This is a genomic window from uncultured Nostoc sp., assembly GCF_937863485.1.
Classification (GTDB): domain Bacteria; phylum Cyanobacteriota; class Cyanobacteriia; order Cyanobacteriales; family Nostocaceae; genus Nostoc.
Window position 1 is genome coordinate 58,908 of the sequence record NZ_CALMFY010000165.1, and the last position, 21,440, is coordinate 80,347.

At 43.1% G+C, this 21,440-nt stretch carries 19 protein-coding genes and 3 pseudogenes; 13 read left to right on the forward strand and 9 right to left on the reverse strand.

What is annotated here, in order from left to right:
- Window positions 1-58: 58 nt before the first annotated feature.
- Together Q0541_RS21725 and Q0541_RS21730 are read right to left on the reverse strand one after the other, a co-directional pair.
- Complete coding sequence (locus Q0541_RS21725; protein ID WP_298915177.1) at window positions 59-502, reverse strand: VOC family protein; 444 nt, start codon at window positions 500-502, stop codon at window positions 59-61.
- A 136-nt stretch (window positions 503-638) separates the two neighbouring features.
- The gene (locus Q0541_RS21730; protein ID WP_273764540.1) at window positions 639-1,151 is read right to left on the reverse strand and encodes a TIGR02652 family protein; all 513 of its coding nucleotides are present in this window, start codon (window positions 1,149-1,151) and stop codon (window positions 639-641) included.
- 239 nt (window positions 1,152-1,390) lie between these two features.
- Between Q0541_RS21730 and Q0541_RS21735 the strand changes: the two genes are divergently transcribed.
- From Q0541_RS21735 to Q0541_RS21745, 3 genes are all read left to right on the forward strand, one after another.
- On the forward strand, window positions 1,391-1,918 hold the full coding sequence (locus tag Q0541_RS21735) for a gamma carbonic anhydrase family protein (RefSeq protein WP_298915185.1): 528 nt from the start codon (window positions 1,391-1,393) through the stop codon (window positions 1,916-1,918).
- 211 nt (window positions 1,919-2,129) lie between these two features.
- Complete coding sequence (locus tag Q0541_RS21740) at window positions 2,130-2,255, forward strand: photosystem II protein Y (RefSeq protein WP_273764542.1); 126 nt, start codon at window positions 2,130-2,132, stop codon at window positions 2,253-2,255.
- Between the two features lie 327 nt (window positions 2,256-2,582).
- A complete protein-coding gene (locus Q0541_RS21745) occupies window positions 2,583-3,881 on the forward strand; it encodes a folylpolyglutamate synthase/dihydrofolate synthase family protein (protein WP_298915191.1) in 1,299 nt (432 codons plus the stop codon).
- 16 nt (window positions 3,882-3,897) lie between these two features.
- Here Q0541_RS21745 and Q0541_RS21750 read toward each other — a convergent pair whose 3' ends face one another.
- Complete coding sequence (locus Q0541_RS21750; RefSeq protein WP_298915194.1) at window positions 3,898-5,196, reverse strand: sugar ABC transporter substrate-binding protein; 1,299 nt, start codon at window positions 5,194-5,196, stop codon at window positions 3,898-3,900.
- A gap of 192 nt (window positions 5,197-5,388) precedes the next feature.
- On the opposite strand from Q0541_RS21750, the gene Q0541_RS21755 reads away from it, so the two are divergent.
- The 4 genes from Q0541_RS21755 to Q0541_RS21770 all read left to right on the forward strand — a co-directional run bounded on the left by Q0541_RS21755 (window position 5,389) and on the right by Q0541_RS21770 (window position 10,689).
- Window positions 5,389-6,504, forward strand: a complete 1,116-nt coding sequence (locus tag Q0541_RS21755) for a type IV pilus biogenesis protein PilM (protein WP_366941913.1) — start codon at window positions 5,389-5,391, stop codon at window positions 6,502-6,504.
- Between the two features lie 284 nt (window positions 6,505-6,788).
- The gene (locus Q0541_RS21760) at window positions 6,789-7,565 is read left to right on the forward strand and encodes a PilN domain-containing protein (RefSeq protein WP_298915284.1); all 777 of its coding nucleotides are present in this window, start codon (window positions 6,789-6,791) and stop codon (window positions 7,563-7,565) included.
- Window positions 7,562-8,338: a pilus assembly protein PilO gene (locus Q0541_RS21765; protein ID WP_298915197.1), complete on the forward strand. Its 777-nt coding sequence runs from the start codon at window positions 7,562-7,564 to the stop codon at window positions 8,336-8,338. Before Q0541_RS21760 ends, Q0541_RS21765 begins: the two co-directional genes overlap by 4 nt.
- Window positions 8,339-8,505: 167 nt before the next feature.
- Complete coding sequence (locus Q0541_RS21770; protein WP_298915201.1) at window positions 8,506-10,689, forward strand: type IV pilus secretin family protein; 2,184 nt, start codon at window positions 8,506-8,508, stop codon at window positions 10,687-10,689.
- A gap of 151 nt (window positions 10,690-10,840) precedes the next feature.
- On the opposite strand, the gene Q0541_RS21775 is transcribed toward Q0541_RS21770, so the two are convergent.
- A complete protein-coding gene (locus Q0541_RS21775) occupies window positions 10,841-11,518 on the reverse strand; it encodes a Uma2 family endonuclease (RefSeq protein ID WP_298915204.1) in 678 nt (225 codons plus the stop codon).
- A gap of 127 nt (window positions 11,519-11,645) precedes the next feature.
- On the opposite strand from Q0541_RS21775, the pseudogene Q0541_RS21780 reads away from it, so the two are divergent.
- The 4 genes and pseudogenes from Q0541_RS21780 to Q0541_RS21795 all read left to right on the forward strand — a co-directional run bounded on the left by Q0541_RS21780 (window position 11,646) and on the right by Q0541_RS21795 (window position 16,119).
- A pseudogene (locus Q0541_RS21780) lies at window positions 11,646-12,290 on the forward strand (Uma2 family endonuclease).
- A gap of 649 nt (window positions 12,291-12,939) precedes the next feature.
- Window positions 12,940-13,224 carry an HU family DNA-binding protein gene (locus tag Q0541_RS21785; RefSeq protein ID WP_103137906.1) on the forward strand — a complete coding sequence of 95 codons (285 nt, stop codon included), beginning with the start codon at window positions 12,940-12,942 and terminating at the stop codon, window positions 13,222-13,224.
- A 26-nt stretch (window positions 13,225-13,250) separates the two neighbouring features.
- A complete protein-coding gene (gene cobD, locus Q0541_RS21790; RefSeq protein WP_298915215.1) occupies window positions 13,251-14,378 on the forward strand; it encodes a threonine-phosphate decarboxylase CobD in 1,128 nt (375 codons plus the stop codon).
- Between the two features lie 286 nt (window positions 14,379-14,664).
- Window positions 14,665-16,119 carry an NAD(P)/FAD-dependent oxidoreductase gene (locus Q0541_RS21795; RefSeq protein ID WP_298915218.1) on the forward strand — a complete coding sequence of 485 codons (1,455 nt, stop codon included), beginning with the start codon at window positions 14,665-14,667 and terminating at the stop codon, window positions 16,117-16,119.
- Window positions 16,120-16,126: 7 nt separating this feature from the next.
- On the opposite strand, the pseudogene Q0541_RS21800 reads toward Q0541_RS21795, so the two are convergent.
- The 4 genes and pseudogenes from Q0541_RS21800 to Q0541_RS21815 form a co-directional block, all read right to left on the reverse strand.
- Window positions 16,127-16,254, reverse strand: a pseudogene (locus tag Q0541_RS21800) (P-loop NTPase); the annotation flags it as partial.
- A 21-nt stretch (window positions 16,255-16,275) separates the two neighbouring features.
- The gene (locus Q0541_RS21805) at window positions 16,276-16,482 is read right to left on the reverse strand and encodes a hypothetical protein (RefSeq protein ID WP_298915221.1); all 207 of its coding nucleotides are present in this window, start codon (window positions 16,480-16,482) and stop codon (window positions 16,276-16,278) included.
- A complete protein-coding gene (locus tag Q0541_RS21810) occupies window positions 16,482-17,192 on the reverse strand; it encodes a phosphatidate cytidylyltransferase (protein ID WP_298915223.1) in 711 nt (236 codons plus the stop codon). Before Q0541_RS21810 ends, Q0541_RS21805 begins: the two co-directional genes overlap by 1 nt.
- A gap of 57 nt (window positions 17,193-17,249) precedes the next feature.
- Complete coding sequence (locus Q0541_RS21815; RefSeq protein WP_298915225.1) at window positions 17,250-19,031, reverse strand: DUF3685 domain-containing protein; 1,782 nt, start codon at window positions 19,029-19,031, stop codon at window positions 17,250-17,252.
- Window positions 19,032-19,174: 143 nt separating this feature from the next.
- Here Q0541_RS21815 and Q0541_RS21820 point away from each other — a divergent pair, with 143 nt between their 5' ends.
- Both Q0541_RS21820 and Q0541_RS21825 read left to right on the forward strand, forming a co-directional pair.
- Window positions 19,175-19,315, forward strand: a complete 141-nt coding sequence (locus Q0541_RS21820; RefSeq protein ID WP_298915290.1) for a hypothetical protein — start codon at window positions 19,175-19,177, stop codon at window positions 19,313-19,315.
- Window positions 19,252-19,640: pseudogene (locus Q0541_RS21825) on the forward strand (hypothetical protein); the annotation flags it as partial. The gene Q0541_RS21820 and the pseudogene Q0541_RS21825, both read left to right, overlap by 64 nt.
- 1,268 nt (window positions 19,641-20,908) lie before the next feature.
- Here Q0541_RS21825 and Q0541_RS21830 read toward each other — a convergent pair.
- The gene (locus Q0541_RS21830; protein WP_298915227.1) at window positions 20,909-21,355 is read right to left on the reverse strand and encodes a Fur family transcriptional regulator; all 447 of its coding nucleotides are present in this window, start codon (window positions 21,353-21,355) and stop codon (window positions 20,909-20,911) included.
- Window positions 21,356-21,440: the final 85 nt, after the last annotated feature.

Consider the following 21,440-nt stretch of genomic DNA (forward strand, 5'->3'; position numbering starts at 1 on the left):
CTTCGGTAACAATACAGAAAAACAATATATTAGCAACAAAGGTAATAAAAAAGCTAAATTATGGGAGTTTTGCTAAAACCCGAATGAATTCCAGAGGTAAGCCATCGGTATCGGCGATGAAAGCCACTTCGTAAATGCGATCGCCTATTTGCTGTTGTGTCGGTTCTAAAAGTACCTTCAACGGTTGTAATACTTCGGGTTGACTCTCAGCGGTTAGTGCAACACGTTCTTGTAAATTTGTTAACCAGCTAGGTAAATCTGGTGTAATCTCAGTTAAATCGAACGAGAGATGATAGTATCCCACATAATGTTCGTCAGCAAAAGCATCTGGGGCTGGCTTTGGTTCGGGTATTTGGATCAGTTCAATTCTGCCGCCCAATCCTTGCATCCAGCAAGCTAGAGTGTAGCCTGTAGTAAAGCGTTCCGAAATTGTAAACCCCAAATGTTCGTAGAAAGCGATCGCTCGATGAATATTTGCAGTCCGAATAGAAACGTGGTGCATAACAAAAGTTAGGAGTTGTAAATTATGAGTTATAAATTGAATTTAACTCCTAACTGTACAGACGCGATTAATGAGCCAGCGCGTTGCGGGGGTTCCCCCCGTTGTAGCGACTGGCGTCGCGTCTCTACTTCTAACTTTACTCAAATAACCTGAAATAGGGGTAGCGTACAGGGACGCCAGGCTCTTTTTCCAAGTCAAAATTAATCACTTCCCAACAGGCATCTTCTGAGGTATCAGGGCTAAACTCCACGGGTAAGCCGTATAGTCGAGCAGCAGTAGCTTCCGGTTGTCCAGAACGCCAAGGTGTACTGCGTTCCAAGTAGCCACTCATCAATTCCTGATAGCGTTGAGCAATTATCACTTTTGTTGCTCGATAGCCTTGGGTATAAAGCTTGTCTAATGCTTCGTGAATTTCAAAGCGAATACCATCGGGATGAGTATGCTGTCTATACCATTCATTATTCCACCTTCGCCAATGACGTCCCGATTGCAAATGGATTAACTCTCCATTTTTAGGATTAGCTTCAAACGCGCCATGACGCGGACACAAATAGGTATCTGTTAATGTCAGCGCCGGAATAGTCTGGCGACAATGGGGACACTGTATTTCAGGTCCAAACATCGGGTACTGCAAGCCTGGATTCATCATGAAGTGCGTACAAACATAATTTTGTCTTCACCAGCACTAGTAGGTTGGATTATACACTTCGGCTTCGCCACTTTGGGTTACTTGCTCACTTCTGCAAAGACACGGACTTGCAGAAGTAACATTGCTAACTAGTGTTTTCCTCAGCGTAGAGGCTTGACGCTGTGATATCCTGGTAGTGAAACTAGCCTCAAAAGTTGGATTTTCTCCAGTATTCCTGGGTACCATATTCATATTCTATCGTGTCTACCGCTTCTTACTGGACATCTGTCGATTTTTCTCAAGCTGCCTTTATCGCAGCCAATGCTGTTGTTATGGGTTCGGTAAATATAGCAGCAGGGGCGAGCATCTGGTATGGAGCAGTGGTTAGAGGAGATGTTGAACGGATTGAAATTGGCGAATGTACAAATATTCAAGATGGGGCAATTCTACATGGTGATCCTGGTTTTCCGACAATTTTAGAAGATCATGTTACTGTAGGGCATCGCGCTGTGATACATTCCGCTTACATTGAGCGTGGAAGTTTGATTGGCATTGGCGCGGTGATTTTAGACGGGGTACGAGTGGGTGCTGGTAGCATTATCGGTGCTGGCGCAGTCGTGACTAAGGATGTACCTCCGTTGTCCCTAGTTATGGGCATTCCTGGCAAAGTGTTACGGCAAGTAACAGAAGCTAAAGCCGCAGAACTCATTGAACACGCTAAACGTTACCAAAAGTTAGCTTTAGTTCATGCTGGCAAGGGTACTGATATCGGGTTTAATAAGTCTTAAGGAGTGGGGAGTAAGAATTTTAGATTTTAGATTTTGGATTAAAGAATTGAAATTTAATCTAAAATCCAAAATCCAAAATTGAATTGCCAAATGCCCCATAATTTAAAGATTCTTTACATATAGGTTGGGAAAAGTTGCCCACTTCAGCTAAAAATAAAAATGAGAGCAGTTGACAAAACTTTAATTTCTACTTAAAAGAGGGGTTCTAGATATGGATATCGATTTCCGTATAGCGATCGTTTTAGCACCAATTGCCATTGCCGCTGGCTGGGCAGTGTTTAATATTGGCGCTGCGGCTTTAAGACAAATTCAAGGCTTTTTTGATCGGGAAGCTTAAATTCGGCTGAATATTATCACTCTTCAACCGACTGTTTCTCTTCACAGGGGCAGTCAGTTCCTCTTTTGCGAGTTCTGAGTAAAGAATAGGACTTAGGCAGACTCTCCGAATTCTTCTCTACCAGACGCTGTGCGATCGCAAAGTGTCTGGTAGAGTTGGCTCTTTTGGCGTCAATTCTTGGAAACTAGAGGCGTTCATGTAGATGTCATAGCAGAGTTGGCGGTAGCCTGCGGCAAGCCACTACATGTCTACGAGAAATTAAGCTTTTTAGCAATTCTTGCGTAAGTCCTAAACAAGTAAAATTCCCGACTCCCCACTCCCCCTTCCTTGAATATCGATTCTGTAATACAACCCCTTCAACGCTTTGGTGTCCATTTGGGACTTGATCGTATTGTCAACCTATTGGCAAGTCTCGGTAATCCTCATCACCAAATCCCAGTAATTCACGTTGCTGGCACCAATGGCAAAGGTTCGGTTTGTGCCTATATTTCCTCAGTACTTACTGAGGCTGGTTATCGGACAGGACGCTACATTTCCCCCCATTTAGTTGATTGGACGGAACGTATTTGTTTAAATGAACAGCCAATTTCCTCTGAGGAATTCAGCCAATTATTAGAAAAAGTCCAAGCTGCGATTCATCCTGAGGACGAATCGGCAACTCAGTTTGAGGTAATTACCGCCGCCGCTTGGTTGTATTTTGCCCAGCAGCAAGTGGATGTGGCTGTGGTAGAAGTCGGACTAGGAGGGCGCTTGGATGCTACCAACGTTTGCTTAGAACCCCTGGTTACGATCATCACTTCCATCAGCCGGGAACACTGGCAGCAACTTGGCCCCACCCTCGCTGATATTGCTAGAGAAAAAGCAGGTATTCTCAAACCTGGATGTCCCGTTGTGGTTGGGCCATTGCCACCGGATGCAGAGAAAGTTGTGCGATCGCGTGCTTTAGAATTACAATGTCCGATCTTTACGCCTCAACCCGCCCGTCAACTAGCGTCAGGATGGGCAGAATATCAAACTATTCAAAATTCTAAATCAATTAAATATCCTTTACCATTAGCCGGACAAATTCAATTAACTAATTCAGTTTTGGCTTTAACTGCTTTAGAAATTCTCCAACAACAGGGTTGGCAGATTTCAGACGAAGCCATAATTAACGGCATGGCAAAAACTAAGTGGCCGGGACGGATGCAATGGACTACCTGGAACAACCATAAATTATTAATTGATGGTGCTCATAATACAGCTGCTGCCCAAGTTCTTCGTCAGTATGTTGATAGCTTAGACGCAGTTAACCATGAGCCAGTCAATTGGGTTATCGGAATGTTTTCCGATAAGGATCATGCAGATATTTTTGCCGCCCTGCTGCAACCAGGCGATCGCCTTTATTTAGTACCAATATCAATAGAACCTTGGCCGGGTAGAACTTCTACTGATTTAGACTACTTAGCAAACCTAGCTTACAGCCTTTGTCCAGAATTAGGCGATCGCCAAATTTATCCAGATTTATTCACAGCATTAGAAGCCGCAACCTCAACTGCTACCACAGACGATTTAATCGTTTTGTGTGGTTCCCTTTATTTAGTAGGCGATTTTTTATCTACAACCAATATAATTCGTAAATCATAATTACGAATTACAAAATTTATCTTTGATTCCACTGTTGTGCCGCATCTTCTACAGCTTTATCCACACTCTTCTCACCTAACATTGCTGCTTGCAAGTTTTCATAAACTGCTTTTTGTAAAAGGTTGAAATCCTTCAAAGTCGGGGTTAATATTTCTGCTTGTTGTAGTTCTTTAGCACTAATAACTCGCGCTTTTTCTACTGTTGAAGCATTAGCTGGAATATCTTTAAAGTAACTATCAGACAATGCTTTGACTGTAGAAGGTAGGACATTTGCAGCTTTAGCAAAGGCTAACTGATTTTCGTCATTGGTAATAAATAAAGCAAACTTCACAGCGCCATCTGGTTGTTTAGTGTCGCGGGGAATAACTATGTTCATCACTGCGACATTTTTCTTGCCTGTGTCACCAGTGAGTTGAGGGGCTATTCCCGAATCTTGAGCAATTTTTGGGGCGTTATTAGCGATCGTTTTCAGAAACTCTGGCCCAGAAGCAAGAAACACAGTCTCTCCAGATTGGTATAAATCGATCGCGTGGCGATGTCCTTGCGTCAAAGCTTCTTTTGGAAGCAACCCTTTTTTATACAAGTCTACCCAATACTGAAACGCTGCTTTACCTTGTGCTGAATTAAACGCTGCTTTCCCCTCAGCATCTACTAGGGTGACTCCCATTTGCACAAAAGATTCCAGCACTTCACCAGAATCTTGCGGTACAAAAGTCACAAAAAAGGCATATTTGCCAGTCTTATCTTTAATTTGTTGAGCTGCTTGTGCCAATTCTCTGTAGGTTGCAGGTGGTTTATTGATACCTGCCTGTTTTAATAAATCGGTGTTATAAATGGTTAACCGTGTGGTGAGATACCAGGGAATCCCAAAACTCTTGCCATTAAGCGTGCTTGCTTTCCAGATATTTGGTAGATAGGAGGAACGTACATCGTTTGAGACTTTCGCATCTAAATCTAACCAGGCATTTCGTCCCGCAAGTTGGGAAGCAAAACCCGGATTGAGGTTAACTACATCAGGTGGTGTTTTTGCTGAGACAGCAGTTAAAATTTTGTTCTCCATCGCCGCCCAAGGTACATCAACCCAGTTAATCTTTATACCAGGATTTTGCGATTCAAAACTCGCAATTAGGCTTTTGAAGTAGTCGGTAAATTGAGGTTGGAGTTGCATCGTCCAAAACTCAACAGTTCCCGCTCCTGAACTAGCTTGTTTTGTACCTGTACCAACATTACCTGTGCTGCAACTTACAATCCAACTGGTTAATAAGCCAAGCAGTACAAAAGCAACAAGTTGTCTAAATTTTCGCAATTGAATCATTTTCCCAGTATTTTTACGCTTGCTCAGTGTGAAAAGCTTAGGCAGAATTGTCGAGGTCATCGGCTAAATAAATTACCTAGCACAAAGTCAGTTTTTTAGCATCATTTAAATTTTCAATTTAGCAGTCCAGCGGGCACAACTGTGGTAAAAAGCTTCACTAGTCTGTTTGGCAAATCGAATAAAGGGGTCGGCATTGAACTTGTAGTAAAAAGCTTCAGTGGTCTGTTTGGCAAATCGAATAAAGGGGTTGGCATTGAACTTGCTCCCGAACGGGTAAATATAGTTCAGTTACGCAAGCAGGGTCAAGGCTTGAAACTAGAAACCTTTACATCGGTAGCAGTTCCAGAAGGCATAGTTACCGATGGTCAAATTAACGACCCCGCAGCAATGGCGCAATTAATCCAGCAGGGGCTAGCTGAGAGCAAAATCAAAACTTCTCGTGTTGCCACTGGTGTACCGGGGCGAGATTCCATCGTTCGGATTATACCAGTGCCAGCAGAGTTAGACGACAAAGAACTGCGAGAAATGGTGCTGAACCATGAAGCAGGTTTGTATTTACCCTATCCTCGTGAAGAGGCTGATGTAGATTATCAGAAACTTGGGTATTTTGTAGATGAAGATGGCATTGAAAAAGTACATGTACTCCTAGTTGCCACCCGCAAGGAGATAACGGATACCTATATAAATACATTCGAGCAGGCAGGATTACAAATCGATGTTTTAGAAATTAACAGTTTTGCTCTGATTCGGACTATTCGCGATCAACTGCGACAATTTGGGCCGCAAGAAGCAGCAGTACTAGTTGATATAGAGTTCGATAGTACAGAAATCGCCATCATCATTAATGGAGTGCCGCAATTTTCGCGCACAGTCCCAATTGGGACTTATCAAATGCAAACTGCCTTAGCAAGGACAATGAGCTTACCCACATCACGAGATATGGAACTCTTACACGGAATGATTATTCCCCCAACTCCCATAGACGGCGGGAAAACCGGCGTTACCGAACTCGATCCTGGGATGGCAGCCATATTGAGAGTATTGGGAGAACTAACGGATGAACTGCGCCGTTCCATCGATTTTTACCTCAATCAAAGTGAAAATTTGGAGGTAGCGCAGATTTTATTAGCTGGCCCAGGAGGTGGACTCCAACAGCTAGATGAATTCTTTACCCAACGATTGAGCTTGCCAACTACCCAAATAGATCCAATCGGGGCTTTGTCCTTGGAAGTTGACACTGATAAATATCCACAGGTGCAACGCTCTGGCTTGGCGATTGTACTTGGTCTAGGAATGCGGGAGGTGTAATACCAATTTTAGATTTTGGATTTTAAATTTTGGTGAAGCAGCGCAGTCCTCTCCCTACAGCCCAACCCTTGCCGGGACACCTTGCGGCGAACGGGCATCCTACGCCGGGCGCTAGCCTCTCCCAATGTGAGAAGGGCGCACTGCCTCCTTTATGCCTCTTAACCCGTCCACCGCAGTGGCTCCTCATGAGCGACTGCACCAAGCCGAAGGGATTGTCTGTTTTGACAGTGACGCTGTTTGAGAATTCTCAAACCATAATATTTATTCCTAGTTGGTGTGAGAAAATGTACAGTTTGGATGTTAACTTTCTTAAAGACCGCCCAGCATACCAGGAAAAGCCTAAGAGAAAGGGAGGTATATCCCTAAACCTGCCTACGGGGAATTTAACACCAGTATATGTGGGAGTTGCAGTGGGTGTAGGTCTTCCAGCTTTATTGGGAGTTAGTTGGTGGTTTTTGCAAGGGAAGATTGTTGAATTAGATGGTCAGATTGCACAACTTGACCAAGAAAGCAAGAGATTAGATACAGAAATAGGAAATATTAACAAAATCAAAGCCGAGACGAATGCAATAAAAGGGGAAACCCAAGCTTTGGTCACTGTATTTGACCAAATTCGACCTTGGTCAGCAATGCTGCAAGATTTGCGCGATCGCACCCCAGCGGCAGTGCAAATCGAGAATATCAAGCAAATCCCACCAATTGCGGCAGCGGTAGGTCAGCCAGCAAACAATCCCGCCGGGGGATTAGAAATTACTGGATTGGCTCGTTCTTTTAACGATGTCAATGATTTCTTATTGACTTTACAACAGTCTCAGTTCTTGAAGTCCACAGAAAGCAGAATTCTGACGGCAACGTTAGTAGATGCTCCCTTAACACCAGGTGTGGGTCAACCTATTAGTAGTGTAATAATTAAGCCGCCCCAACTAGTGAAATACACTATTCAATCGAGCATGAACGATGTTCCAGCTTCGGAATTAATCCGGGAGTTAGAAAAAAAAGGCACAGTGGGGTTAGTGACTCGAATTCGTAGTATGCAACAAACAGGAGTCATTTCAAAATGACGCTGAGTGATGATTTAAATTTTGCCGAACATGGTGGGGAATTTGATTCTGCAACGCCAGCCTACCCTGTGGTATTTGGCATTGCCTTCACACCAAAAATCATTGGGATCTTGGTAGGGGTAATTGGTTTAGCGGGAGCAGCTTACATATTGTTAAACCTGCTGATGCCAGCTTGGGAAAGCTATCAGCAGCAGCAAGCAAAAAGCTTAGAACTGCAAGCGCAAGTTGCCCAGAAAAAAGCCAATATCAAACAGATTGACAAAGTTAAAGACGAACTAGCACAGGCAAAACAGCAAAAAGTTCAAGTTTTAGGTTTATTTGCTAACGAAAAAACTTCGGATACATTGCTGTTGGATATGAACCGTTTAGTTGAGTCTGGCAATACCCCAACTTCTATAAATGCAGTAAGAGCCAAACTGAAGAAATTTGTGCCAGTTTCTCAAAAACCAGAACCGATTATCGATGGAAGTCTAGGACTACTGGTTGACGGCAAGCTGCAACGTAGCAGCATCAATGCCGAAATTACCGGTACTTATGAACAAACGCAATCAATAATCCGTAACATTGAGCGTTTACAGCCTTTGTTAATAATTAAAGATTATCAAGCAACTTTGGCTCCAGCAGAGTCAAGATCCCCATTAGATAAAACGCCTGTGCAGGTAGGTCCAGCAGCGATTAATACATCATTCCAGTTACAGATATTGATGCCACTTAGTCCAGAAGAAATAGCAGCCGCAGCCGCAGCCGCTGCTAAAACTGCCCCGAAAAAGTAGTTATGAGTTAGGAGACGCGAAAAATCTTTGTCTGTACAGGAGTTAGGAAACGCGAAAAATCTTTGTCTGTACAGGAGTTAGGAATTATGAGTTATCATTCCTGACTATTCACTCCTAACTATTCAAAATTGTTTGTAAACAAGGTTTTATTAAGTGAGGAATGAACTGTGAAACAGCTTCACGGTAATAGTTTTATATTAGGTACTGCCGCTTTTGTATTTTTGGCAGCTCAACCAGTTTGGGCACAAATTAGTCAAGTTACTAATGTACAGTTAAATCCAGTTAATGGTGGAATTAGCGTTGCTTTGAAAACTTCTTCAGGGTCACGCCCCCAAGTTTTCACGACAAAAAGAGGTAAGACTTTAGTCGCAGATGTTATCAATACTCAATTACGATTACCACAAGGCAATAGTTTTCGTCAAGATAGCCCAGCACCAGGAATCGCCTCTGTGGAGGTTAGTCAGCTTGATGCCAATAGCATCCGGGTGACGGTAACTGGCAGCAACAACGTACCTAGCAGTCAACCGGTGGTGCGATCGCCAAATGGAATTACACTCAGGTTTAGCCCATCCGCAGGCACTATAGCATCAACACCAACGCCAACAGTGCCAACATCCACAGCACCGCCTGTTACTACTCCAGCCCAACCGGGTCAAAAGCCAAGTGTTCTGGTTCCCAACCCGGAAATCACCATTGACGGAAAACCTGCACAAGCTGCTGGTCCAGGTCAACCTGTAAGTCAGGCTCCACCTTTCTTACCGAGAGCCGTTGCCCCACCTGTGGGAGATATTGCCATCTCCAATACTGATGCTTCTCCTAGCGCCATTGACTTAGGAACTCAGGAACGTGTACCCCGCCTGGTACTGCGAGATGCGCCGGTGCGTGAGGTTTTGTCATTGCTTGCCCGTGCGGCTAATTTGAACCTGGCTTATGTTGGAGGTGAGCAAGCTGCTGGTGCTGGAGGTCAAGCAACTTCTCAAACAATCTCCCTGGATATAGAAAACGAGCCAGTGCAAGATGTATTTAACTACGTCTTGCGCTTGAGTGGTTTGGAAGCTAACCGCAGTAATCGTACAGTTTTTGTTGGGCCTAAACTACCTAATTCCACCCGTGACATGGTTATGCGTAGCCTGCGACTCAATCAGGTATCAGTGGGAGTCGCCCTGAACTTTTTAGTCGGCTTGGGTGCAGAAAGTGCTGTCAGCCGCGAACGACAAGTTACCAGCGTTAATGCCGTACCCGTGGGTACTGGAGTTGCGCCTATCACCCAAACTCAGACAACTACAGAAACCAGAGTTGAAACTCAACGTGTTAATTTTACAGACTCTAACCCATTACTGAGAGGTTTACAGGCATTAGGAGATGAGCGCACCAATGCCATTACCTTAATTGGCGCTCCCCGGCTAGTTGAGATGGCTATGGCTCAACTAACTCAGCTTGATATCCGCCGTCGTCAAGTGGTAGTCAACGTCAAGATTGTCGATGTTAATCTCTTGAACACCCAGGACTACAACACTAGCTTTTCTTTTGGGCTTGGCAACAGCTTCTTTTCAAATGATGGTGGTGCAGCAACTCTAAATTTTGGCGGTTCCAGAACACCTACTAGTTCTGAAGTAAGAAGTAGCGTTCCAAATGCTCCTAATGCACTAACTCCTGGAGGTCTAGGTCCACCAACGATTCAGAATCCAACATCTAATTTCACTTCTCCATACAGGTTCACCAAGTCTCTTCTCACTAGCTTGCAAGCTCAAGTCACAAATGGCAATGCCAAGATTTTGACTGACCCAACCTTGATTGTGCAAGAAGGTCAGCAGGCTCTTATCAACCTGACTCAAGAAGTAGTGGGAAATATAACCCTCCAAACAACGGATACTTCTGGTGGTTCTAGGACAGAAAGAAATATTGTTAAACAAAACGTTGGCTTAACCTTGAATGTGAAAATTGAGCGCATTGACGATAATGGTTTCGTTTCTCTATCGGTTGCTCCTACTGTCAGCGCTCCTTCAGGCTCACAAGATACAGGAAATGGAACTATTACTTTAGTGGCTCAGCGCTCCCTTACTTCTGGCTTAATTCGCTTACGAGATGGTCAGACACTAATCCTGAGTGGCATCATTCAAGATGCAGACAGGACAACTGTTTCCAAGATTCCTATTTTGGGTGATCTTCCGTTGATTGGTGCGCTGTTTAGAAGTACAAACAGAAATAATCAGCGCAATGAGGTGATTGTGTTACTCACACCTCAGATTATGGATGACTCTGATAACTCCTCCTACGGCTATAACTACACCCCCAGCCCAGAAGTGCGGCAAATCCTTGAGCGTCGGGGGTTGAAAGTTCCGGCGAGGTAATAAAGATAATGAGCAGGTGAGTTACCTCTGGCAAAAACTCAGATCCCCGACTTCTTTAAGAAGTCGGGGATCTTGTTGTTCACGAGTCGGATTAAATTTAAATGTCATTCTAAGTTATCACATACTTATAAAACAGCAAATGGGGTTGTGGCTACGTTGGTAGACCTCCAGCTTGAAAAATCTGTTCGGCTGTTAAATTCAATTCCGGGAAAGTAGGCGAGACGATACGATTGTTGCCTCTAAATTGAGTAACTTGGTATTCACCATCGATTAATTGATAAATAGATATAGTAGGCTGTTTGGGGTTGCCAGTGAACTTTTTAGCGCCTAGACCGAGATAATCTACAACCCAGTATTCAGGAATTCCAATACCCTCATACTTACCCTGTTTTGTGTAGTAGTCATCATCCCAGTTGGTACTAACCCTTACGGGTTCGTCAGTTGCTTCAACGCGGGGAACCCGCGCAACGCACTGACTCACTACCTCAACTACCAAGGGAATTGATGCTGCAAGGCTTACAGTTGATTCTTTTTTCCATAGCGGCTCATTTATCAAATTAGGGCGATTGAGTAATAGCACATCTGGGGAGTAGCCAGATTCCGACTTAGTTGGTTTTACCAGCGCAGTTTTGGGGATTACATAAGGTAAATTTAATCGGTCAAATTCTACTGTTAGTTTTCTTGCTACAAAACCAACAACATCTTCATGGTCTCCGACTGGTTGTGCCATTTCAACAATCACGCCATCATGTAATTCGTACCTTCCACCCTCGGGCCGCCACGCTGCAAAATCTTCAAAAGTTACTAGTTTGGGTATGGCTTGAGTCATAATTTATCCTCCCTAGTAGTCGTTTCGGTCATACCGCTTCCTTGCCTTGGCTCGATTCACGTTCAGCCTTAACTGTAATATTAAGGGGTACAGTACTGGAAAAAGGTTTGTTGCGGAGAACTGAACTATGGTGGCGATAACAATACCCACAGAAAATAGGGTTTTACTCCAAAACATTAGCTGGCAAACTTTTAAAACCATGCTGGCTGAAATAGGTTCAGAGCGTAATTCCCGACTCGCTTATCACAATGGAACCGTAGAAATTATAATCCCACTGATGCCGCACGAAAACTCAAACCGTGTAATTGAAGGTTTTGTTGGTGTCTTGTGCGAACAGTTGGGTTCGGAAATTAAACGCGCTGGTTCGCTAACTTTAACGCGGGATGATTTGCAGCGGGGAGCCGAACCAGATAGTAGCTACTACATCCAAAATGAAGCGTTAGTTCGGAATAAAGAAAATATTAACCTCGCCACCGATCCGCCCCCTGACCTTGTGCTGGAAGTGGAATATTCCAGGTCTGCAATAGACAAGCTTAAGGTTTATGCTGCGATGGGAGTCCCGGAATTTTGGCGTTATGACAGCAGTGTGTTGCGAGTCTACACACTTGCAGGTGGGCAATACTGAGAAGTCGAAACCAGCCCTACTTTTGCGCCTGTGTCGGTCAAGGAGATTCCTCAGTTTATGCAAGAAGCGAAGAAGAATGGGGAAATTGCTACTACCCGTGCTTTTCGGGCTTGGATGCAACAGAAAATTTCTGCTAGGGAAAAATAAAACCATGTCCAGCAAATTGACCATAATTATCGCCAAACCTCTCCTCTAGTAATACCTACTGTATACACACAAGTCTCTCTGGACGTAATTTATGGTTTATCGAATAGCTCAAGAAAACCTCAAGAAAGGTTATGCTACACAAAACCTGTCCCTCTCCTTACTAAGGAGAGGGATTAAAGTCAGGACAGGGACAGGCTTTGATTTTTCCAGATCAGGTGAAAAGTTAACAAGATCCCCAACTTCTTAAACAAGTCCGGGATCTGAGGCTTCGATTTTCAATAACTCTTCAAATCCTTAATTAATCTCAACAAATACTAACCATCTCCCACATTCTCACTCCCCTGTTCCCTTAGCGATCGCAGTTTTTATAAGTATTTATTCCTAGTTTTTGGGTGGTTTTTAGTGAAACAAGTACCCTAAAATGACAAAACATCCTGAAATCTATATAAATTAATGCTTTCATCTATCCACATCAGGCTACAACACCTTAGAATGATTCATTGAAAAGTCGAGCCGATGGGATGTACAGCCATTTTGAGTAAAAATACTCCCAAAGGATGATTTTTGTATTTCTACGAACAAAGATTTTAGTACAGATGCACCAGGGTGCATCTGTAAAGAATCTCAAGTAAACCTTCAGGAGTTTGACATGAACAAAGGTGAATTAGTTGATGCCGTAGCTGAAAAGGCTAGTGTTACTAAGAAACAAGCGGATGCAGTCTTAACTGCCGCTTTGGAAACGATTATTGAAGCAGTTTCCTCTGGTGATAAGGTAACGCTGGTAGGATTTGGCTCATTTGAATCACGGGAACGTAAAGCCCGCGAAGGTCGCAACCCGAAAACAAATGAAAAAATGGAAATTCCAGCGACGAGGGTTCCTGCTTTCTCGGCAGGAAAACTGTTTAGAGAAAAGGTAGCACCCCCAAAATCATAGGTTCTATCTTCTGGAACCCTTTTTTAATGCGGCAACCTGCACACGGGGGAAATTTAGCCTGGGCAGCAGCACTGGCTGGCTGTCCCCCTAACGCTATTCTGGATTTTTCTGCTAGTATCAGCCCGTTGGGGCCTCCAAACAGCGCGATCGCTGCTATCCTGTCCCAAATTGGTAATCTTAAGCACTATCCAGACCCAAACTATAGTGAACTGAGACTAGCTCTCAGTCACTTCCATCAATTGCCACCTGAGTGGATTCTGCCGGGTAACGGCTCCGCAGAATTACTCACTTTAGTAGGTAGGGAATTAGCTCAATTAGCCGCGACAATTTTAATCACTCCAGCCTTTGGCGACTATTACCGAACCCTGAGGGCATATAACGCTAAAGTGCTGGAGTGTCCGCTGATTAGTTCTGAACAACCAGTCCTGAAAAGCCAGTGCGTTGCTAACTTTCCTAAAGTTGTAGCAACTGGTGTTGCTGAGTTAAAAGCTCTACTCAAGACTCAGCACTCAGGACTTGGTTCTACTGACTGCGCCTTACTGCTAAACAACCCCCACAACCCAACCGGAAAACTATTTTCGCGGGACTCTATTTTGCCCTACCTGGAGCAATTTGCTTTGGTTGTGGTGGATGAAGCATTTATGGATTTTGTGCCGCCCAATGAGGAACAAAGCCTAATTCCGGTGGTGCAGGAATATGCAAATTTAGTAGTATTGCGATCGCTGACCAAATTTTACAGTCTCCCAGGACTGCGATTGGGATATGCGATCGCACACCCCGACTGGCTGGCTAAATGGCAGCTATGGCGTGACCCCTGGCCCGTAAATACGCTAGCGGCAGCGGCAGCAATTGCAGCCCTCCAGGATACGGAGTTTCAACAGCAAACCTGGGCATGGCTATCACCTGCACGAAACCAACTCTTTCAGGGTTTAGCTGAAACACCAGGATTGCAACCCCAAGCAAGTGCTGCTAACTTTTTACTAGTTGAGTCCCAACAGTCTACTTCGCACTTACAGCAACAATTACTCCAGCATCACCAGATTTTAATTCGCGATTGCCTTAGTTTTAAAGAACTAGGCGATCGCTTTTTCCGGGTTGCTGTACGTCAAGAGTTCGATAACCAACGCTTACTAACAGCGTTAAAAGAGAGTTAGGAGTTATAAGTTATAAGTTATGAGTTATGAGTTTATAGCAAGCGATCGTTTGTATGCAATATACTCTGATTTCACTTCCATTCCTCTCTCCTAAAACGAGAAAGGCTTTGAATCTTACTCCCCTTTTCTTGCAGGGAAGGGGCTGTTTTCGTTAGGTCTATATTAAACTCAATCCAGAAGCCCTGTAAAAAGGGTTTTAACTCCTAACTTCTAACTCCTGTACAGACGCGATTAATCGCGTCTCTACTCCTAACTCCTAATTCCTAACTCCTAACTTTAAATTCGCGTGACCGTTGACTATGATGTTGTAATTATTGGTGGTAGTCTTGCTGGATACTACGCTGCCCTTGCTGCCACCCAACTACGTGCTACAGTTGCCCTGGTGGAACCCAAAGTAGACTACGGGTTTACTGATCACCATGCTCTTACCGAAATCGGTAAACTGGCGCAGAAGTTGAATGATGCCGCTAGTTTTGGTATTCATACCACACACACTGATACCTCAGAAGAATGCCACATATCTATGGCATGGCAAGAGGCGATGCTGTATGCTCAATGCATCGCCTCAAACCTCAAAGAACAGCATTCTCCAGGCATCCTAGCCGCGCTGGGGGTAGATGTCATCGTTGGTAGTGGTCAATTTCAATCTTCACCCCAACTCGCTTTTGCTGTTAACAATCGCCTACTACGCGCCCGTACCTATTTGCTGGCCAGTGGTTCGCGTCCAGAAATTCCAGAGATTGAAGGATTGCAAGCCACTGGCTACTTTACCCTATTTAATATTTGGCAATCCTTAAAGGGAGCGATATTACCCAAAAATTGGGTAATTATTGGCGGGATTCCCCAAAGCATTGAAATCGCTCAAACTTTAGCCCGGTTTGGTTGCAGTGTGACGCTGGTAGTCAAGCATCCCTATGTTCTACCCCATCTTGACCCTGAGATAGCCATACTACTTCAGGCACAATTGGAAGTTGAAGGTGTGTGCGTCCTCACTGATAAACCAGTAACTCAGGTGAGGCTAATTGAGGATAAAAAGTGGATTCAAGCAGGAGATAAAGCCATTGAAACTGATGAAATTCTAGTGGCGACTGGACAACAGCCGAATTTTGAATCCCTAAATTTGGCAACGGTAGGCGTGAAATGGCATCGGCGTAGCTTAGTAGTGAATAATAAACTGCAAACTACTAACCACCGCATTTACGCCTGTGGTGATGTAATTGGTGGTTACGACTTTGCCAATATCGCTAATTATGAAGCAAAAATTGCCCTGAACAATGCACTCTTTTTCCCCAGGTTAAAAGTAAATTATCACTCCATTCCTTGGGCAATGTTTTCTGTACCGATGGTGGCGCAAGTGGGTTTGACAGAGGTGCAGGCAAAACGCCAATTTGGTCGAGATGAAATTTTAGTTTTGCGACAATATTTTAAAACAGTGGCAGCAGCCCAACTTAGGGACGAAACCACTGGTATGTATAAATTAATTGTGCTACGCAACGGTGAAATTTTGGGAGCTTCGATATTGGGGACAGAAGCTGGAGAGTTGATTAATTTGATTGCTTTGGCAATGTCCCAAAAAATTAAAGTCAAAGATTTAGCAAATCTATCCCCTGTCTATCCCAGCTTCTCAGAAATTCTGGAACAAACTGCAAGAGAGTGGAGTAAGCAGAGGTTAAATAGCAATATTGCTTTGCAAGAGTTTTTAGAAAGCTTCTTCCATTTTCGCCGCAATTGGAATTTGTAAGTGGGGTGGGAGTTGTCGTTAGAACAACTCCACAAACTGGGTTTTCTTGGATAATTGTTATTTGAGCATTACCTCTACCGGGAGGTAAATCTATTAATAAATAATCCAATTCGCCCCATTCCACATCTACTGGTAGGGTTGCGATCGCAGTTGGTGCTATACATCACTGTTACTAACCAAAACGATACTATTTCTGGCACTCCAGGTGATGACGCGATCGCTGATGGTAATAGCAATGACACCATCTCTGGGGGCTAACTGTGAGGTGGTGTCAATGGCTAGTGTAGTTATATGTATATTATTAGTATTATTAGTGACTGAAATTCCAGCTGGAGACTGGGAACGAGGTAATTGTGAGTGCATTAAAATCCCTGCATCACTACCCACACTATCCCCGCAGCTACCAGAGGCACACTGAGGTTATCTGTACCGTGGGGTGAGACTGCCTCTGCTAGGGTGGCGAAAGTAGCAGTTATTATTGCGGTCAACAAGACCCATGCCAAACTAAAAGGTTTTGCTAGGGGACTCAGTGACGAACCAGGTAGCAGCAACAGCACTAAGAAAATGACCACTGTACTCGCTACAAACATTGCTGCCGAACCTTCCCAGGAACGCACAGAATTTCCCACTTGGTATTTATGCTGTCCGAAGCGCTTACCGATTAATGCTGCTAGTGCATCCCCCCAGGTCATCGCCATTATCCCGGCTACAGCGATTGGGGCGCTATCTACTGGCCCGTCTGGTCGCCACAGTAGCCCGAAAAGCAGTGTCACTGAGATAGCGAAATAAACTGTGCCGGGTGAGCTATCCTGGGTATCCATTGCGCCGATGATTCGGTAGCGGTAAAACAGGTAGTTAAGTCCGATAAAGGTAGCAAAAGGTATAATTCCGATTTCCCAATGCTTAAACAGCAGCAGGACGCCAAAGACCCACATCCCTGCACCAATATGGATCACTTTGCGAGTCAAATCCGGCTTCACAGCAAACAGCCTACGCAGTCCCTCGCCAATCACAAGCAGACTAATCGCGTAAACATAAGAAATTGCTAGCCCGATAAAATCATTGTTAGTCATTTGCCATTTGTCATAGGGCATTGGTCAATTATCAATAGTACTTCTTCCCCTGCTTCTTCATTTAGACCGATCGCTATTTCGTTTAAAGTTCTTTTCTACTAACGAAACACTACCAATACCTTGAAGAATACCACGACCGATTAAACCTAAACCCTGACCAATTACTTGGGTGAGGATGAAGACTATACCACTACCTAAAAAAGCTATTAGTGATTTTAAACGCGGTGCGATCGCATCACTAAATTCTAAAAGTAACGTTACTACTAAAGGAATATTAGAAAGTTTTCCTAACTCCTGATTTCGAGGAGCATAAACTGAAGTATTGGCAATGCCGCGAGACGTAATTACAAATAGCTCATATCGACTTTCAAAAACTGCTTTTGGCTCATTTATATAATTAGCTAAACGATATTTCCACGATAAATCATTTCTAAATCGTTCAATCTCTCGTGTGGAAATTAATTGGCGTCCATAAAAATTTTTTTTAATCGCTTCTACATCTGCTAAAGAGTTTAGTAGTGGTTGCACTACTCCATTCGCTACCTGAATCAACAAGTTCTCTAAAATCATTAATGCTTGGGACTTGGCTTCAGCGCTCACTACTGGATAAGAAGTATTATCAATGTTTAATTCTGTTTGAAATAGCAGATAAGAATAAAACTCACAATATAGGGGAATTCTATTGAGAATATCTCTTTGCACAACCTCTGTGTTTTGGAGCAAAAAATTAACAATTTCTATATTTTGATTTCCTAATTTTATTCGAGAAAATTTTCCAAAAAAATCTGTAATTGCTACTTGCCATAAATCACGTAATAGGATAAATTTTACCTCATATAATTGATTTATCTCTATTTGAGAAGTACGCAGTTCATCCAACTGTTCAGCCAATTTTTGCAGGATAAGATAAAGTAATTCCCGTTTTTTCTCTTCACGAAAGATGTCAATTTCTAAAGGGATATCTGTGATATTTCGTAAAGAAAATTGAAGTTTGGTAACGCAAGATGCAAACAACTCAGATTGTAGTGTTCCCGGACTAAGTAAAGGTGACACAGTTTGTCTTTGTTGAATGGCACTACTCAATGAAGGAACCAGAGGCGGCTGATCAGCAACGGGGATACCTTCCTCTTGCCTTTCTTGTGATGAAACCAACAACCGATTTATTAACCAACGAGCCGCTAGCAGTTCTCGCCGCTGTCCAGCCAGAATTGCTCGATCTAGTACTGGTAGTCCGGGAACTTGTAATTGTGCTGTTACTGCGGCTAGGGTAGCGTCAATGTAAGCAATTCCTGACAAACGTAAATTATTTCGCAGTCTAAAAAAGGGAAGTGGGGAGTGGGGAACTCGCGGCCCCCTCTGGGGATTAGGGGCAATGGGGAGTGAGGAATTAGGAATGATTATTGCTTCCGTGTCCTGAAACCAATAGGAACCACCATCTGCAACTTCTTGCATGGCGGCGACTAACTCAGGAAGTGGTGTGCCTTTGGGGCAGTAGCCATTAATACCAACAGATTTCGCAGCTAAGAGTAGTCCTTGTTCTTGAACAGAACTGAGGAGTAAAATTGGCAGGTTGGGATATAAGGCTCTGAGTTGCCGACAGAATTGTAAACCTAGCTGCTGACTGGTGATGGAGCGACCATTACCGAATTCTAAAACCACCAAATTTACCTGGTTAGGGTTCTGTTGGGCAATTTCTGCTAAAATTTGCAAGGCAGCAGTATCAGTTTCTACCACTCCTGTAACTTGCAGGTTAGTAATTGCTTCCAGAGCTACCCGTAATCCCAGACGAAAAATTGGGTCTTGGTCGATTAACAATAATTTTAGAGGGCGATCGCTCATACTCTACTCAATTACCCAAGCACTGTTTTTTACCAATCAGAAAACAGCTTTGATACAAAACTTTGTCTTCCCGATTGTTACCTGTTTTCGCAAACTGATAAATCGATCATAGTTGGCATAGGTAGCCGTCACTGTGTAATTAAATGAACCTGAGTATTTGGCACTGGTTGACAGAACCCTATATCGCAATCAATCAAATCAGAGGATTTTCAGCGCGGCGATCGCTCAAAATTTCTTTACATTCTGAAAATACACAGGCTTATTTGCCAGCCAATCGAAGTTAAAAGAATTATCTGCCCTTGTCCATTAACCCCTAATGCTGCATTTGTTGAGCATTTTGTACTGCGACGGACTGCAAGATGATGAACTATTGCAGTTAGCTGCTAATACTTAAAAGTCTTATCTGTTATGGGAAATTTATCATCGCCTGAGTCGATGGTTGTTGGGCTATTTGCTAATTGGTGGGATCAAGACGATGCTACTGCGCTCAGGATCGGCTCATATCCACCGGACTCCAAAAGTGCGATCGCTAATTTACTCGCTGGTCATCATCCCCAACATCTACTTGAGCAGATGCAAGATTACGCTCTCAAAATCTTGCACTCGCAAGTGATAAAATTAATTTGGCTGAGGAATCTATAGCGCTCGCTTGTTTGGATGCAATACACTCTGATCTCACTTCCATTCCTTTCTCCTAAAAGGAGGAGCCACTGTGTTGGGCGGTAGTTGCAGTGCTTAAGTCAGTAAATCAATAGTATAATTAATGATGTAAAGCTTGGTATCAGCATTCCAGATTTCTGATTGTTAACACATAAAGTATTGATAGTTAAACAACGTAAACAAGTTATTTGTAAAAGCTAAAATAATGCTGAAACTCAATAAACAATTCACCGCCAGGGCACTAATTTAGCTTCAAGGTAAATCTTTGTTAATGTGTAAGTTCTAGATTGTTTCTCAAGTTAGAGATAAAATGCGCTGTCAATCACCTTAAAAAATTGGTAAACATATGAAGAAAAAAATTCAAAACATAGTATTTTCTGGTACTAGTATTACTTTAATAAGTGCCATGTCCTTGTTTCTCAAAACACCTTTAGCTAACGCCCAAAAATTTGCAAAGGGTGTTGTTTTCGACCCACCATCAAATGTCAGGGTGAAACCCAATACCAATAGTAGAGTTCTTTGTAGGATAACCTCAGTAAAGACTATAGATATTTATCCTGAGGGAAAGTGGTATCATACTTATACTTGCGGTCATCATCAAGAAGGTTACATCCATATAAGTCAAGTTCGATTAATAAAAAGTAGTATCCCATCTGGAGCACCTCAGTAAAGACTCACACTGCTCTGACTCACATAAGCATATCTGGTATATATTTTGCCACTCTCCAGCGTTTCCTAGAAGTTTCACTGCTATGAAGTTAAAAAAGCGATTTCTTCAATTCTTTTTTAACTTGGGTAGCTTATAGACTTATCAGTAAAGGCGAAATGCTTACTATACAATAGTCTTAGCGATTCTACCGCAAGTGCGATCATAAGCGCTTAATGGGCTGTTCTTATTAGGTGTGTATTCTATGCAATTGACCACCGCTATAATACTTTACCAGGGTTTTATTTCAAATTTCAGGATTTAGAAAACAATTTTGAGCAGACGAACAAACTCCCTACAAGCAAACTAATTGAAAGCTGCGAAGGCACAATTATTACCAGTAGATTTAGATGATCATGCCGATGATCACGAGACAGTTTTTGGCAATAACCCCATTGATGAGATTAATGGTTATTAGGTTTTATTAGCTAGGAAAGCTAAAATCTAGACTTTTAACTCCTAACTCCTGTACAGACAAAGATTTTTCGCGTCTCCCACTTCCTAACTCTCATCAGCTTTCTTGCGGGTTGCGGTAGCCAAAAAAGTTAATACTGTAGTCAGTAATCCGTACTCCTGTTTGTTCTTCAATTTTGCGGATAAAATCTTCTGGGAGTTCCACATGAACATCAAGAATTTGATTTGTATCTATACAGTTGACATGACTGTGAGAGTCACTGATATTGCCGTATAAACGCCCATCACAACGTTCAATACACTCAATGATGCTCTGACTAGATAATGCTTCTAAATTTTGATAAACAGAGGTATGACCGATTTCTTTGCCTTGTTGGTTCAAGCGATCGTAAATCTCTCTAGCAGAAAGATGTTCATTTGCTTGCCAAAGTAATTCCAGAATAAAGCGACGCTGACGACTAACGCGCATACCCAGGATTTGACACTGCTCAAGGGCATCTTCTAGAGAACGAATTTGTTTTGTAGGAATTGTTTGTTTTTGCATATTACAGCTTCTTAACTGTTAGGAGAATTTTCCCATTTCAACGTTTATTGGTTATTTAATATATGCAATCATATTGCACAGCGCT